Genomic DNA, 15,533 nt, shown 5'->3' with positions numbered 1-15,533 from the left:
TTAGGCCTCGGCTGGCGTGGACGCCTGACGCATGGCGATCAGACCATTGTCGGCGAGGTCGTAGATGTCGGCAAAAGCCAGTTCCCTCACTTCCCAGTCGTCCGTCCAGAAGGCTATGCGTTCCGGCGACGCGCCATTGCCCGGCGGCGGCAGTTCCACGACGCGCTGCTGTATCCGCGACGGCGGCCAGAAATCGTCGATGCATCCCGCGATCAGCCGCGCCATTTCATCGAACCATGGGTCGGTAGCCTCCGGCGGAGGGCCGAGTCGAACTATAGCGAACGGATAGCGCCGGCCGACCCTGTCTTCGCTCATGCGCCAGACGCCCGCATTTGGCTGGTCGCCGAAGATGCCCGCGCGCACCGAGAAGCGCCATATGCGCGGATTGAGCTCGCCTGTATCGGGCCTGTCACGCAGTTCAATCGACATCCAGCGGTCCCAGCGGTCGGTGAGGACGCGCGGCAGATTCCAGGTGATAAAGTCGCCTGTCGAGGGTATCTTGCCGAAAAAACCTGTCGTCATATCTGCGCCGGACAGGAGAACTTCTTGAACATTTGCAAATTGTAGGGGTTATCGACGCTTGACGCATTGAACGTCAAGTCCGCGCAATAGCCTACTGCCCCCAGCCGCAGGCTGTCATCGGAGCGCGTCAGTTCGGTTTTGCACACGATTGCCGTCACCGACCACCTGACGGCGGAGTCTGCGCTCAACAGGTACTTAAAGTTTTCGCTGGCAGCCGAAAGGTCGGTCAACCGGGCCAGCTTGACGTCGCGCAGGAAACTGTCCCACTGCGCGATGAAGTCCTCGTAATAGAGCTTCAGTACATTTTTCGACAACGCGGCGGCCGAAGTCTCGGCATACTCGGAACAGCCGCCGGCAAAGACCGTGCGATCCAGCGCCGCCACATCCTCGACTTCCGCAGCGCGCACCAATGGAAAAGAGCCGGTCATGTCCCTCAACACCGCCTAGAGGGCCTTTATCATAACAATCATAACAAATTTTGGCGCGAAGGGTGAATTATTGTTCCAGAATCGGTGCCATCACTTGCTCCCCCTGCATACCTGAGGAGGACCGTCCGGTACGCGCCCGAATGAGCAGCTATATGTTTGATCCCAGGCTGTGATGGGCATCCTTAGTCAAAGGATGTGCTGCTATGGGCCACATTCTGCATAGGAGCGCCACAACGACAGAGGCGGGCCGTCGAGCGATGCAGCATAGTCAAGAGAGCCTGAGGGCACTGGCAAGCGCCACGGGATCAACCAGAAGACCGTCGGCAAGGCGGGAGGGGCGATGGCCCTCATGCTGGCGGCTGACAGGCCGACCGCCATCTGCGAGGTGGCTTCTGGAGGCGGTCTGCGCGCTGCCGCGGTAATGGCTGGCATGGCCCACCGCTAGACCCTGCGCTGAACTCACATCCAGGCGGGGAACCGGCGCGTCCTGCGCCAATCGGTCAGCGGCGCATCCGGTTTGGCGAGTGCGGCGCGTATTGCGTCCAGCCGAAGCCTGCGCATCGAATGGAAGGTCTCGTGATTGCCCCCGCCGCGCCCCTCGTCCCACCATGCCGTCACGCGATCGGCGACCGGAAGCGGGCTGGCGGTCAGGGATTTAAATTCCTTGCCGAGCGCGGCCGGGTCTGTCGTGAACAGGTCGGTATCATTGAGATCCACCTCGAACAGATCGCGCAACGCCAGCCCGGCGGCGAAGACAAGCTCTGGCTCACGCATCTTCGCGATCAGCCACGGCATGACCGACCGGTCGCCAAGGAGGCCGATTGCCGCTGTCGCGGTGGCGCGCAAGGCAGGCTGCTTCAGACGGTCCTGCAACCAGCCCTTGCCGGCCTTCAGGGGTGTCGTCAAAAGGCGCATCTCGATCGCTGCAGGCGCGAGGCCCGGCTCTGCCAGCACGATCTGGTCAAGCACCGGGTGAGCCGAGCGCGCTTCACCAAGAAGGCAGGCCGCATGTGCGGCTGTCAGGCGTTCCTTCGACGTGTCGCCGTCAAGTCCGTCCAGCACCGTCGGAAGGAGGTCGCGCCGTTTGAGCCCGCCGGCAAGCCGAAATGCACGCCTGCGAACATCCGAGTCCGGATTGCTCAGCAAATCGCCGAGGCGGGTACCGGGATCGACGCGATGATGCCAGAGTGCCGCTAAGCCGAGGCCGCGCAGCCGCGCATCGCGCGCGTCCAGCCATTCCGCAACGAACGGACTCAGATACTCGCGCGGCGTGCGCGCTATCGCACCGGACAGGCCCGACGCGCCAGCCTCGCCCAGCGTTGTCGCGGCGTCGACCGCCGAGGCAACGGTTTCGGCCTCGCCCCAGTGCAGCGCCAGCACGCCGAGCACGAAAAGCTCGCCGGGCTCGGCGTAGTCGGCGAAATGCGCCTGAGCCGCCTCCCAGCCGGCCTTTCCGGAAGCCATCAGCCCTTCGAGATTTGCATTCAGGCGCTGGTCGATACGGCCGATATCGGTTTCGCCCAGGATCGGGCCATCGATTTCACGTCGGCGACGGAACCAGAGGAAAGCCGCCTCGCTGGCGTGCTGGTCCACCATGGCAGCGATAGACGCGATCCGCTGCATCGTGAACGCCTCAGTTGAGATGGATGGCTCCGCCACGGATGCGGTTGGTGCCGCTGGCGTGGCTCGTCAGCTGGTTGCCGCGAATTGTGATGCGCCCATCCTTCTCCAGGATGATCGATGCCAGGCCGCAGCGCAGTTCAATGCGTTCTTCTCCGCTGATGACAACACGGTCGCCTTCGCGGACAACTGACAGTTTCCTCTCCTTGTGAGCTGGATCGACGATGCGTCCGACGACCAGCGGCCGCATCGGGTCGCCACCTTCGAAAAGCAACGCCAGTTCCGACCCAATCGACGAAGTGTCGAGTTCCGTCAGACTGCGCGCTGCAATCGCCGTCTCGCGCGGGTTGCCTACGAAAACCACAAGCGGCGCTCCGTCTTCGAAACCGATGAGCAGACCGATCACGACGCCGTCAATACGATCCAGCACTTGCATGATGACGCCCTCAATTGTTGTGGATGTTGCTTCCCTTGACGACCACGTCGCCATCGGCCTTGATGTTGATCTTGCCGCTGCCCTTGATCGTAATATCCTTGCCGTCGGCGACAATGGTGCCGTCCTTTTTCATGGTGATCGACGCGTCGCCGCATTTGAGCGTGATCGAGTCGCCAGCTTCGATCATCAGGTTCTTGCCGACATTGATCGAACTATCCTCTTTGATCTGAATGCCGCTGCCTTTACCGACCTGGAGCGCATGCGCGCCACCGACGTCAGTGGCGTCGTCCGCGCCGATCTTGGCTGTTCGTGCCTTGCCGATCTCGGACGACTGTGCCCCGCCGACAACGAAACTCTGGTCGGCGCCAATATTGACGCTTTGCGCGGCCGCTATGTTCCAATCGTCCGACGCGCCGATATCGTGGCTCTGCGCTGCACCGACAGTGACCGACCGTATGGCACCGATGGTGTTCATCTGTGCCGCGCCGACTGTTCGCGTCTCGGCGGCGCCGACCGTGTCGATGCGTGCTGCGCCCACCGTGATGGTCTGGACAATCCCCACCGTCTGGGAATGGTTGGCGTCGATGTTCTCCGTCGAGTTCGACACGACATGGATGGTCTCGTTGGCCATGACCGTCAGCGAACGGTTGGCGCCCACCGTCTCGGTGTCGTTCGAGCCGATGTTGGTGGTCTGGTCGACGCCGACCTTGACCGTCTTGTTATTGCCGACGTCCTCGTCGAGGTTGTGGCCGACGGAGTGCTTGGCATCGTGGTCGATGCGGTCGGACTGGTCGTGCTGGACCAGCTTGGTGCGGTCGTGCTTGATCAGAAGGTTGTGGTCCTTCTGCGCCTGGAAATTTACTAGTTCCGAGCCGGCCTTGTCCTCGAACATCAGCTCATTGTAGCCGCCGCCGCCTTTGGAGGAGTCCGACTTCCAGCCGGATTGCGTGGCGCTGCCCGGCAGACCGTAGGGCGGCATCTGGGAGGCGTTGTAGACCCTGCCGGTGATGATCGGCAGGTCCGGGTCACCCTCGATGAAATCGACGATCACCTCCTGGCCGATGCGCGGTATCTGGATGAACCCCCAGCCGCTGCCGGCCCAGGTCTGCGACACGCGCACGAAGCAGGAACTGTTCTCATCCTTCTTGCCCAGACGATCCCAATGGAACTGGACCTTCACGCGGGCATATTTGTCGGTGAATATTTCCTCGCCGGATGGACCGACCACCGTCGCGGTCTGCGGCCCGCGCATGATTGGCCGTGGCGTGATCCGTGGCGGGCGATAGGGCACGGCGGTCGGCGCCACGCCGAGGATCACCTGGAAGTTCTCGCTGTCGACGTCGGCAAGGGCTCTGTAGCCCGGGTCGAACAACCTGTATTCGGCGCTGACCACCAGATACTCCTGGTTCTGGTCCTCGCGTGGAAAACCGTTCAGCGTGAACGTGCAGCCCGAATAGAGGCCGCGCACGGTGCCGACAGCGGCGATGCGCTGGTGCACGGCCTGGACTTCCTCGCGGCGGATCGCGGCCAGGCTGTCGCCCCGGCCCACTTCGAGATGCGCACCGGGCTGGCGGTAGTTCTCGCCCGCCGCCAGCTTGTGGCTGAACGCCTGGGCCGACTTGGCCATCAGGTCGGCGCCCGGCTTCTTGAAATCATAATCGGTATGAGCGTAGGCGCCCGGGCGCACCGAACTGCCCGGTATCCATTCGGTGATGTATTCGACATCGCGCCGGGAACCCTGACCTTCAAAATGATAGGGCACTTTCTCGTAGCCCGGCGCAGGCTTCAGCTTGCTCATCGCATCGACCAGGACAAGCGTGTGCTTGCCCTCGTCATGCTCGAAGAAATACAGGATGCCTTCATGCTCGAGCAGTCGCTGCACGAAATCCAGATCGGTCTCGTCATACTGCACGCAGTATTCGCGCGGCGGGTAGGATCCCTGCAGTCGCAGATCGAATTCCGCCACGCTGTATTTCTTGAAGATGTCCTTGACGATGTCGACGACGCTCTTGTTCTGGAAAATACGGCAATCGGTGGTGTTGCCGAGAAACCAGAGCCACGGCCTGACGACCGCTTCGTAGTAGGCCAGCCGGTCCTCGATGCGGGTGAGCCGGAACTCGGACACGATGCCGCTGAACCATCGTTTCGGATCTGATTCACCTTCGACCGAAACCGGACCACCCAGCATCTTGAGCGGATCGATGTTGGGGTCCGTGCTTACGAACCCGGCCGTATAGGCGAAACAACGGCTGATCTCATCGCGCCCGATGAGATGCGTGAAGGTCAACAGGTCGGCGCCAACCGGTGTCTGCACAACCGTGGCACGTTCGTTCGGCATGGGTCGTGCCCCTCCTGGACGCGGCCGCCGGCGCGAAGGATTGAAGTTCCCGCACTCTGTTGAGGAACTTTTTCGACCCGCCGCACCAGGCCATCTGGAGCCTACCACATGTTGCCCTGCGGACCAAAGAGGCCCGGTGGCGCCTGAAACTTGCCCTGTCGAAGCACCGGCTTGGAACGCGGCTGTGCTGTTCTACGCGCAAACTGCTAGAATGGTGCAGTATCGATCAACGATCCGCGGCGATCCTGGATGTACATCAGTCTGCAAATCAGCAATGTCGACGCGCTGCCCGCCGGCATCCCGACCGGCTACGCAGCGCGCGATCGCGGCTTCGAAATCGGACGCGATGCTTGTGACTGGACCTTGCCAGATCCCGACAAGTTCATCTCGGGCCGGCACTGCGAGGTTCGATACGAGGCAGGCGCGTTCTGGCTGCACGATGTCTCGCGCAATGGGACCTTCATCAACGGATCGAGCCAGCGCATGACCGGGCCGCATCGGCTGGGCCATGGCGACAGGATGCTGATCGGCCGTTATGTCATCGTCGTGTCGATCGACGAGGAGCGCGACACAGCAGGCTATCCTCAAGCCAACCAAAATTCGACACCGCGGGAAATGCCGGTCGCGACGGGCCGGCCGCTGGAATTCGGAGGCGGGGCTTTCTTCGAGCCTGCGCAGCAACGGTCCGGGCAGCGCATTCCAGCGTCGGCGTCCTCGTCGACCCCGACACCGCTGCCCTCGACCAGGGACGAGGTGCTGCGGGAGATCGCAATCGGAGCCGGCATTTCGCCGGAACTGCTTCAATTGCGCGACCCGCATGAAGTTGCCGCCGAAATCGGCGCGGTCCTGCGGGCGGTGGTCGAAGAACTGACCTTGCTGCTGAAAGCCCGCGCGGCCGCGAAAACGTTGGCAAAGAGCACACAACGGACGATGATCAGCGCCGCAGACAACAATCCGCTGAAGTTCGTTCCGGGGACCGACGACATCCTCGAAATCATGTTCGCCCGTCGCAGGGCCGGCTATCTTGATGCCAGGCGCAGCATCGAAGATGCATTCCGCGATCTCAAGACGCACGAATTTGCCACCTATGCAGCCATGCAAACCGCGCTCTCCCGGCTGCTTGACGACCTGTCGCCCGAGGCGATCAGCAGGAAACTCCCGCCTACGTCGTTTACGTCGAAGAAGAGCCAGGCCTGGGACGCCTATGTCGCGACATGGCGGACCATGGAGGAAGCACACGAGAACGGCATGCTGGACATATTCCTGGCCTATTTCAGCGAGGCCTACGCCAAAGCCGACAAGCAAAAATAGGCGATCCCAAGAAACGCGTGGCCAGGAAACGCATGACCAAGTAACGCATGGTACAGCAGTCGGCGAAGAAAAGTCCCTTCGACGCCCGGCATCCGGTTCCAATCGACGATTTCTGAGATTACGATCACGTACGACAGTTCGCCAAGCGGGTAAGACTCATTGAGCTGGGGGTCTGCGGCAAATGTCATGTGACGGCGGGATAGCGTTTTCCAGTCGATCGTCCTCCGGACACTGCCACGGCCGGCGGGGGTCGTATTTCCATTCCCCGACCAGCAACCGTTTTGCGCCCATCTCGCCCGATCGCGGCCACACCGCCTGCACGGACGGTCGGCGATGAGCTCGAAGGACGACCCCTTCGGCCTGGCGGGCAAGACCGTCATTCGCGCAAGTCCACGGCGCGAGAAAAAATCGCCACCAGTTCCTGAGCTACCTGCCGCTGACGGAGGCCAACCCTCTCCGGTCAAGGATTCAACGGTGTTCGATCCTGGGGTCGGGCGGCATACACCGCCGGGCTGGGCATCCGGAACCGTGATTTATCAAGGTGCGGCTTTGGGCGCCGCGGCCGGTGCTGCCTCTTCCGCCGCCGCGCCGGCCCGGGCGGTCGAGCAGGCGATCCTGTTCGACGCCGCGGACACGGTCAAATACGCCGCAGCAAACCCCATTCTCGCGGCGGCGGCACCTTTGCTGATCCTGTTCGGGCAGCTCAGGATCATGCCCGTCGAAAGACAAGCGGAGCCACTGGCGCAACATGTCGCCGACGCGATCGAAAAATTCGACCGAACGATGGAGAAGACCGGCGTTCCCGAAGAGGATGCTCGGATCGCGAAATTTGCTCTGTGCGAAACCGCCGACGATCTCATAGGCAACCTGCCTTGGCCCAAGAGCGACGACTGGGCGCAAAACGGCATGCTGCGCCAGTTCTTTCACACCGAGATCACCGGCACAGGCTTCTACGAAGCCCTGAACACGATACTGGCCAATCCCGAGACGCACTACGATCTGCTCGAACTGATGCATGCCTGCCTGTCGCTGGGTTTCGAAGGCCAGTACCGAGGCGTCAGGCGCGAAGACAACAATCTCGAACGCGTTCGACGCGACGTCTACGAGACGCTTCGCTATTTCAGGGCGCGTGCAGGCGAGGACATCTCGCCGCGCTGGCAGGGCCTGGCGGCGACGATGGCGCAGCCGTCGTCCCGCCTGCCGCTCTGGGTCGTTGCGGCAGCGACGACGGCGCTGCTGACAGCGGCGTTCTTCGCATTGCGCGTCTTCATCACCAATGAGGGCGACGCCGCCGCCGGTGAATTGCTGGCACTCAACCCGTCGACACCAGTCGCCATCGAGCGCGCCAGCGTGGCGCCGTTGGCCGAGCCGGTGAAAGCCACCCCACCTGCGGCCACCGCGCAGATTGATCGCATTCGTTCGGCACTGGCCAAGGAAGTCGAAGGCGGCGGGCTGACCATCGGCACGAAGGGCAACTTCATCGTGGTGGAAATCAACAATGTCCTGCTGTTCCAGTCCGGCAGGGCCGAGGCGAAGCCGGAGTTCCAGCCCATTGCCACCGACATCGCCGCGGCGCTGCAACCCGAGCCCGGGCAAATCCGGATCGTCGGCCATACGGACAATGTGAAACCGCGAAAGTCGAGCCCGTTCAAATCCAACTTCGACCTTTCGGTCGCCCGGGCCAAAGCTGTGGAAACGATGATGGCACCGAAATTCAGCGATCCCTCGCGACTGACGGTTGATGGCAAAGGCGAGGACGAACCGATCGCCGACAATGCGACGCCGGAAGGCCGCGCCAAGAACCGCCGTGTCGATGTGATGATCCCCAGGGAGGAAACATTGTGAGCACGGCCTGTTGGAAGCGCCCATGACGCGTTGGCTGCTGCGGATGTTCAGCGTTATCGCGCTGGCCGGCTTTGCGGCGGCAGTGTGGTTTGGCGGGCCATTGATCCGCTTCGCCGATACCCGCCCGCTGGGACCTGCCTGGCTGCGCGCAACCATCATTGGCGTGATCGTGGCGGCGCTGGCGCTGTTCTACGGGCTGCGCTTCTGGCAAGCGAGAAAGGCGCAAAAGGCACTCGAGACCGTCGTCGCTCACAATGATGACCGCGATGACGATTCGCGGGTGCTCGAAGCTCGCATGAATGAGGCCGTGGCAGCGCTCAAACGGTCAAGCGGCAAGCGCAACTTCCTCTATGAGATCCCCTGGTACGTCGTCATAGGCCCGCCGGGTGCCGGCAAGACAACGGCCCTGGTCAATTCGGGTCTGAACTTTCCGCTTGCCGGTTCGGGGGAGGCCCAGCCGGTGGCTGGCGTTGGCGGAACACGCTCCTGCGACTGGTGGTTTACCGACCAGGCTGTGCTGATCGACACCGCCGGACGCTACACGACGCAGGACTCCCATGCCGAGAGCGACAGGAAAAGCTGGCTCGCCTTCTTGTCGCTGCTCAAGCGATATCGCACCAGACAACCGATAAACGGCGTCATCCTGGCCATCAGCCTTGCCGATCTTATGAGCTTCGACGATCAGCAGCTCGACGCCCACATCGTCGAGATACGCAGCCGCCTGAGGGAAATCCACGAGACGCTGAAAATCCAGTTTCCAGTCTACCTGCTTTTCACCAAGGCCGATCTTGTTTCCGGGTTCATGGATTACTTCGGCGATTTCGACGAACCGCGCAGGCGAAAAGTGTGGGGCGCGACGTTCCAGACGGCGGAGCGCGACAGGAACATGGCCGCCGAGGCTCCTGCCGAATTCGACGTGCTGGCAAACCGACTGGCAGACGAGATGGCCGACCGCCTCCAGGACGAGGCCGATCCGCTCACGCGCATCTCCATCTTTGGCTTTCCGGCGCAGTTCGGCGCGCTGCGGGGGCGAATTACCAGTTTTGTCGCCGGCCTGTTCGATCCGGCGCGCAGCCAGGTGAATGTCAGCCTGCGTGGACTCTATTTTTCGTCAGGCACGCAAGAGGGAACGCCGATCGATCAGGTGCTGGGCGCAATCGGCCGCGATTTCGGCAGCAACTCCCGCCCTCACCTTTCCGGGACCGGCAAAAGCTTCTTTCTGCATGATCTGCTGACGAACGTCATTTTTGCCGAATCCGGATGGGTTTCGTACGACAAAGCGGCTGCAGGGCGCGCAGCGATCGCCAGATTTGGCGGCCTCGCCGCAATAGCTTTGGTCGCTGCTGCTGCACTGGGTACGCTCGGCCTGAGCGTCGCGGCCAACCGGTCGCTGATCGCCTCCACAAGTCTGGCCATGGGCCAGTACCGCCAAACGGCGGCACCTTTGCTCGAAAGCACGACGGTCACCGATGTCGACCTCGAAAACGTCATCGGGCCGCTCGACCAGTTGCGCGATCTGCCGGCCGGGTTCGAAACCGGTGACTTGCCGACTCCGATCGAGGAGACGTTCGGCCTCAGTCAGCGGGAGAGACTTCTTTCGGCATCCAAAACGGCTTATCGGCAAGGGCTGGAACGAATGTTCCGATCGCGCCTGCTGATCCAGGCTGAGCGGACGATCCAGGCCAAAATGGCTGATCCCGTCGCGCTCTACGAACCGTTGAAAATCTATCTGATGCTTGGTGGCAAAGCGCCGAAGGTCGATGACGCGTTGATCGTTTCCTGGATGAAGCAGGATTGGGAGCAGAACCGATATCCAGGCGAAAACAACCGAGAAGGACGGGAGCAACTCGAAAAGCACCTGCGCGCCATGCTGGCATTGGACGACGCCTATGATCCGGTTTTCGAACTCAACCAGCCGCTTGTCGAAGCCGCTCAACGTTCTCTCGGGCGCATGAGCCTTGCCGATCGAGCTTCCGCATTGATCAGGTCGGCGATATACGCGGCAGCACTGGACGATTTTTCTGTTTCCCTGAAAGGTGGCCCGGAAGCGCAAGTGCTGTTCGAGCGCATCAACGGCAGCGATCTGTCAGGCCTTCGTGTTCCCGGTATCTACACCTATGCCGCCTTCCACACCTTCTATCTCCCGCAACTTTCGCGCATTGCCCAGATGCTTGTCGACGAGCAATGGGTTCTCGGCGGAGGCGGTGAGCAAGGCGACATCGATCAGCAATTGCTCAAGCTCGGCCCCGAACTTCTCGATCGCTACGGGAAGGAGTTCGCAGCCGCGTGGAACAGCGTCCTCGACCAGTTGAAGTTCAAAGCGATGCTGACGGACAAGCCGCACTACATCGCGCTTTCTGCCGCTGCCTCCCCGACCTCGCCGATAAACCAGCTCTTTGCGGCGATCGCCAACGAAACAGCGCTGACGCGAGACCCTGGTGACGGCAACGGTCCTGGCGCCGAAGAAGCAGGTACGGCCCAAAACCAGCCGGGGCACGCCGCAGATCTGGGCAAGGGTCTGGCCCGCATCGGCATACAAATCGCGACCGGCAAATCGCAAAGTCGCGCCGGCACAAGGGCGGCCGACACACAGAACCCGAATCCAGGTGCGAACATTGAAGCGCAGTTCAGACCCTTCCAGGCCCTGGTGAACGGCCCTGCCGGACACCGCCCAATCGATGCCCTGACCCAGAACTTCAGCGATATCTATCAGAGCCTGCAACTGGCGGCTGAAGTTCCTTCGCAGACGGAGCGCGTCAATACGAACCTGCAGCTGCAGATAGCCACCCTTCGCGCCAATGTCTCGCGTCTGCCCAAGCAACTTGGCCGGATGGTCAACGCAACGGCGGATGAGTTTGAAGGCAACGTCGCCGAAACCTCGGTGGCAAACTTGAACCAGATGCTCGACCAGACGGTGACGGCTCCCTGTGAGGCGGCGATCAACGGCCGGTATCCCTTCGCCGGCGACGGCACCGAGGATGTTGCCATGGCGGATTTCGCGAAACTGTTCGCGCCGGGCGGGCTGATGGACCGGTTCTTCGCACAAAACCTCGCATCGCTCATCGACATGACCGGCCAGGACTGGAGCTGGAAACAGGATGCGCGCTTTGGACGCGACCTGTCGAAATCGACCCTGAAAGACTTCCAGCTGGCGGCGGACATCCGCAGCGCCTTCTTTCCATCGGGCGGTTCAGTGCCCTTGGTCAGCGTCACCTTCACCCCATTCTCGCTGCATGGCGACGCCGATACGGCGATACTCGATGTCGATGGTCAGATCGTCCAGAGCAACCAGACAGGTAACGCGCCAAGCACCGTGACCTGGCCGATCGGTACATCGTCCGCGTCCGCCAGTCTAAGCCTGACGCCGGAAATGCCAGGCCGCGAATCCGCCATCAAGTTCGAAGGGCCGTGGGCGCTGAAGCGGCTTCTGGACAAGGCTGCCGTCATCGGCAGCGACAGCAATATGCAGGCACGCTTCGTGATCGGCGGCCGCGACGTTACCTATACGATCCAGGCAGGCTCCGGCACCAACCCCTTCTTGCTCCCCGCGCTTTCCGGGTTCAGCTGTCCGAAAGCGTTTTGAGATGGGGATCCGCAGACCACGCAGAGACCTTAGTTTTCGATACTTTAATGTTCGAGCCTGTGGCAAAGTAACACGAGCGAGCGCCTGAAAGCGCGCCGCAGAGGACGCTTGAGAAGCGCTTGGTGGCAAAGTGAACACTGTCGCCCTTCCCTTTGAGAGCTTCGGGGTAAGCCACAAAGGCTGTGTCCGTGAGCTCAATGAAGACAACTATCTGGTCGAGCCACAAACTGGTCTCTGGGTGGTAGCCGACGGAATGGGTGGACATGACGCGGGAGAGGTTGCTTCGGCCAGTATCGTCGATCATCTGGCAACGATCGGCATTGCCAGCTCCGCACCTGATCTTCGGGCGCGCTTCGAGGACAGGCTGAGCAGGGCCAATGCCGAGATCCGCGGGATATCCGAATCTCGCGGCATAACCATCGGCTCGACTGTTGCCGCCCTGCTGGCGATGGATGGGCGGTTTGCCTGCCTGTGGGCGGGTGACAGCCGCGTCTATCTGATCCGCAACGCCTCGATCTCGCAGATCTCGAAGGATCATACCGAAGTTCAGGAGCTCGTGGACAGAGGCATGATCAGCGAAAGCGAAGCGCGCACCTGGCCGCGCCGCAATGTCATCACGCATGCGGTCGGCGTCAGCGACGAGATCGTCATCGATTTCCAGCAAGGCGAAATCATGCCGGGGGACATTTTTGTGCTGAACACCGATGGGCTGACGGCGCATGTCACCGACGCCGAGATCGAGGCGGCGACCGTGTCCGCGACACCTCAGGCGGCCTGCGAAAAACTGTTGGAAACGGTGCTGGCGCGTGGCGGCACAGACAATGTGACGATCGTGCTTGTGAAGATCGGCGACGGGCGCGATGGGCAATCGCCACGTCCAGATCTCTACAAAGCGGGGGGTTGAGGCCGATGAGCGCCGACGACAAGACGCGAATATCGGGGGGCATGGCGAACACCGCCGTTGGCACGCAACTCAGCGGCATCTACGAGCTTGATGAGCGGATCGCATTCGGTGGCATGGGGGAGGTCTACCGCGGTCATAACATCCAGACCGGCGACCACGTCGCGATCAAGATCGTCCTGCCCGAGTTCGCCCGTGACCAGACGATCCTTTCCCTGTTCCGCAAGGAGGCATTGATCCTCAATCGCCTGTCGCATGATGCGGTCGTGCGGTATCACGTCTTCACGATCGATCCCGGGATCGGCCGTCCCTACCTTGCCATGGAATTCGTCGACGGCGAGTCGCTGTTCGACATCATGCGACGTGGCGCGATGCCGACGGCAGAGGTGCGCAAGCTCTGCCATCGCCTCGCGTCCGGCCTGAGCGCGGTGCACCAGGCGGGCGCGATACACCGCGACCTGTCTCCTGACAACATCATCCTGCCGGGGGGCCGGGTCGACCGCGCAAAGATCATCGATTTCGGTATCGCACGATCGGCGACCGTGGGCGGCGAGACCTTGATCGGCGGAAAATTCGCGGGAAAGTACAACTACGTTTCACCTGAACAGCTCGGGCTCTACAGCGGCGACGTCAGCGAGCAGTCCGACATCTACAGCTTGGGGTTGGTGCTGGTGGCCGCCTTGCGCGGCAAACCGATCGACATGAGCGGGTCGCAGTTCGAGGTCATCGAAAAGCGTCGGACCGTGCCTGATCTCTCGGACATCGACGATGATTTTCGCGACATCGTCGAAGCCATGCTGCAACCGGATCCGCAAGACCGGCCGATCAGCATGGCGGAAATCGCCAGGATGACCCGTGACGACAGTGAGGAGACAACGCCGCCGACTTCGATCACACCCCGCGATCGGCCGGCTTTGCCGCGAACCGGGGAAACCCTTTCGCCCGACACCAAGACCCAGGGCCGGCCATCCCACGTCGAGAGGCACGACACCGAAACGGCAACAGGTTCAGGTGGGCAGCCCTTCGTCCCGCATGTGCGGCCCGCGCATTTGTCCCAACCCCGGTCTCCGGTGCTCGCCGGCTCACCACGTCCGGTCACGGCTAATGTCCCTGGAAAATCCACAAAGACCCGAACCATCGCGATCGCTGCCTTGGCGACGCTGGCTGTCGCCTCCGGCGCGGGCCTGTATCTCAGCGGCTTCATGACGCCTGCGATGCCGACGGCCAGCAAGCCATCGCTTTCCGCACCAGAGCCATCAAAGCCTGCACCAGAAACGTCAAAGCCGGCTGCCACGGACAATGCCGCGAACGCCCCTGAGCCGGCAAAGCCAGTTCCGCCCGTACAGCCGGAGGCCAGCGCACCACCGGCTGAAAACCAGCAAGATGCTGCGGCCGCCCAAAAGCCGCAGCCGGCCAAGCCCGCCGAAGTCCCCTCGCAGACCGAAGAACCCCCGAAGCCATCCGCAACGGCGGCGCAGCCGCCACCTGAAAAGGTGTCGCCGGCAGTCCAGCCCGATACGATGGCCAGCGACAGTCAAACGTCGGCTCCGCCGCCGGTCTCGACCGCTCCAGCCCCGCCAGCAGCCGAGAAGGTCTCGACGCCGCCGCCGGCCCTGCCAGAGGTTGTCGAGAGCCAAAAGCCCGAGCCACAGATCAGCCAGCCGGCAGCGCCCAAGGCGACCGTTCCGGCGCCAGAGGCGACCGTGCCGGCACCCGAGGCGACCGTGCCGGCGCCCAAGCCCACGGCAAGCCAGCCGGATGTCGCGAACACCGAGAGCCAAAAACCTGCGCCACCGGTAGCCAAACAGCCTGACCAGCCTGTCGTCGGGTTGAACGTGCCCAAGCCGGAGGTTCCTCCGATCGTCGATGACATCGCGCAACGAGTCTCCTGGGTTCGCGACTTCGGCGGCGGCGACTGTTTTTATGCCACCATGACGTCGGCAACCGACAAGGCCGCCGCGATCGAAGGATTTGGAACGGAGGTTCAGCCATTCGAGCGGATGCTTGGCGATTTCCAGGCAAGATTCCATGTCGAGCCGGATATCAGCGTCCGCCTCATTGAACCAAGCCAATGCGAAGTCACCAACTTTCTGCGCTTTCTGGGGCAGACCGCGGCCGACAAGCCGCAGCTTGTTCTCGATCGGACATCGGTGCCGAACGGTACGCCGATCAGCGGCACGCTGGTGACGCGTGGCGGGCTCATTTCCAGCGTGCTGCTGATCGATCACAAAGGCATGGTGTTCAATCTCGACGAGCGCGTCGTCGTAAAGCCGGACAAGGTCACCTTCAGAATCCCGATCGGTCTCGGCGCCGCCGACCAGGCCGCCGGAAAGGCGGTGCCGCAGATCATAATGGTGATCACCGGCCCCAAGGATATTCGGGCGGCTGCGTTCTCCACGCCCACACCAGCCTCGGTGCTGCTCCCCAAGATTCTCGAAGAAATCGAGACCGACGGATCTCAGTTCTCAGCCACCGCCAAGTATTTCCGGCTCGGCGGATAGCATGGGCGCCCGATGGAACCCCGCTCATGTTTGCCGCAATCGTCTGCC

Annotated in this window: 9 protein-coding genes and 2 pseudogenes; 6 read left to right on the top strand and 5 right to left on the bottom strand. The window is 62.2% G+C overall.

All coding sequences use genetic code 11. The annotated features are described in order from the left end of the window. Both tagF and CGZ66_RS40550 read right to left on the bottom strand, forming a co-directional pair. Complete coding sequence (tagF, locus tag CGZ66_RS01440) at positions 1–522, bottom strand: type VI secretion system-associated protein TagF (protein WP_095080756.1); 522 nt, start codon at positions 520–522, stop codon at positions 1–3. A gap of 110 nt (positions 523–632) precedes the next feature. After that, a pseudogene (locus CGZ66_RS40550) lies at positions 633–932 on the bottom strand (ImcF-related family protein); the annotation flags it as partial. 221 nt (positions 933–1,153) lie between these two features. Between CGZ66_RS40550 and CGZ66_RS41620 the strand changes: the two are divergent. Then, positions 1,154–1,278 (top strand): annotated as a pseudogene (locus CGZ66_RS41620) (IS481 family transposase); the annotation flags it as partial. A 131-nt stretch (positions 1,279–1,409) separates the two neighbouring features. Here CGZ66_RS41620 and CGZ66_RS01425 read toward each other — a convergent pair. From CGZ66_RS01425 to CGZ66_RS01415, 3 genes are read right to left on the bottom strand one after another with little or no spacing between them, the layout of a single operon-like run. Beyond that, on the bottom strand, positions 1,410–2,573 hold the full coding sequence (locus tag CGZ66_RS01425; RefSeq protein WP_095080754.1) for a hypothetical protein: 1,164 nt from the start codon (positions 2,571–2,573) through the stop codon (positions 1,410–1,412). 10 nt (positions 2,574–2,583) lie between these two features. Beyond that, the gene (locus tag CGZ66_RS01420; protein ID WP_425352250.1) at positions 2,584–3,006 is read right to left on the bottom strand and encodes a DUF6484 domain-containing protein; all 423 of its coding nucleotides are present in this window, start codon (positions 3,004–3,006) and stop codon (positions 2,584–2,586) included. 10 nt (positions 3,007–3,016) lie between these two features. After that, entirely contained in the window at positions 3,017–5,344 is a 2,328-nt protein-coding gene (locus CGZ66_RS01415) for a type VI secretion system tip protein TssI/VgrG (RefSeq protein WP_095080753.1), read from the bottom strand. A 249-nt stretch (positions 5,345–5,593) separates the two neighbouring features. Between CGZ66_RS01415 and tagH the strand changes: the two genes are divergently transcribed. From tagH to CGZ66_RS01390, 5 genes are all read left to right on the top strand, one after another. Next, positions 5,594–6,655, top strand: a complete 1,062-nt coding sequence (tagH, locus tag CGZ66_RS01410) for a type VI secretion system-associated FHA domain protein TagH (protein WP_095080751.1) — start codon at positions 5,594–5,596, stop codon at positions 6,653–6,655. Positions 6,656–6,988: 333 nt separating this feature from the next. After that, a complete protein-coding gene (tssL, locus tag CGZ66_RS01405) occupies positions 6,989–8,500 on the top strand; it encodes a type VI secretion system protein TssL, long form (RefSeq protein WP_095080750.1) in 1,512 nt (503 codons plus the stop codon). A 22-nt stretch (positions 8,501–8,522) separates the two neighbouring features. Beyond that, positions 8,523–12,083, top strand: coding sequence for a type VI secretion system membrane subunit TssM (tssM, locus tag CGZ66_RS01400; RefSeq protein ID WP_095080749.1), 3,561 nt, complete (start codon positions 8,523–8,525; stop codon positions 12,081–12,083). A gap of 130 nt (positions 12,084–12,213) precedes the next feature. Beyond that, complete coding sequence (locus tag CGZ66_RS01395) at positions 12,214–12,987, top strand: PP2C family protein-serine/threonine phosphatase (RefSeq protein WP_095080748.1); 774 nt, start codon at positions 12,214–12,216, stop codon at positions 12,985–12,987. A 5-nt stretch (positions 12,988–12,992) separates the two neighbouring features. Next, a complete protein-coding gene (locus CGZ66_RS01390; RefSeq protein ID WP_095080747.1) occupies positions 12,993–15,485 on the top strand; it encodes a serine/threonine-protein kinase in 2,493 nt (830 codons plus the stop codon). The last annotated feature ends 48 nt before the right edge of the window (positions 15,486–15,533 follow it).

The sequence above is a fragment of the Mesorhizobium sophorae genome, assembly GCF_002270415.1.
In the GTDB taxonomy this organism is placed as follows: Bacteria; Pseudomonadota; Alphaproteobacteria; order Rhizobiales; family Rhizobiaceae; genus Mesorhizobium; species Mesorhizobium sophorae.
Note: the sequence above shows the minus strand (reverse complement) of the source record. Positions and strands in the feature narration are given on the sequence as shown.

Coding starts and splice junctions, on each gene's coding strand:
- tagF (WP_095080756.1), bottom strand. CDS start 522: ATGACGACAGGTTTTTTCGGCAAGATACCCTCGACAGGCGACTTTATC.
- CGZ66_RS01425 (WP_095080754.1), bottom strand. CDS start 2,573: ATGCAGCGGATCGCGTCTATCGCTGCCATGGTGGACCAGCACGCCAGC.
- CGZ66_RS01420 (WP_425352250.1), bottom strand. CDS start 3,006: ATGCAAGTGCTGGATCGTATTGACGGCGTCGTGATCGGTCTGCTCATC.
- CGZ66_RS01415 (WP_095080753.1), bottom strand. CDS start 5,344: ATGCCGAACGAACGTGCCACGGTTGTGCAGACACCGGTTGGCGCCGAC.
- tagH (WP_095080751.1), top strand. CDS start 5,594: ATGTACATCAGTCTGCAAATCAGCAATGTCGACGCGCTGCCCGCCGGC.
- tssL (WP_095080750.1), top strand. CDS start 6,989: ATGAGCTCGAAGGACGACCCCTTCGGCCTGGCGGGCAAGACCGTCATT.
- tssM (WP_095080749.1), top strand. CDS start 8,523: ATGACGCGTTGGCTGCTGCGGATGTTCAGCGTTATCGCGCTGGCCGGC.
- CGZ66_RS01390 (WP_095080747.1), top strand. CDS start 12,993: ATGAGCGCCGACGACAAGACGCGAATATCGGGGGGCATGGCGAACACC.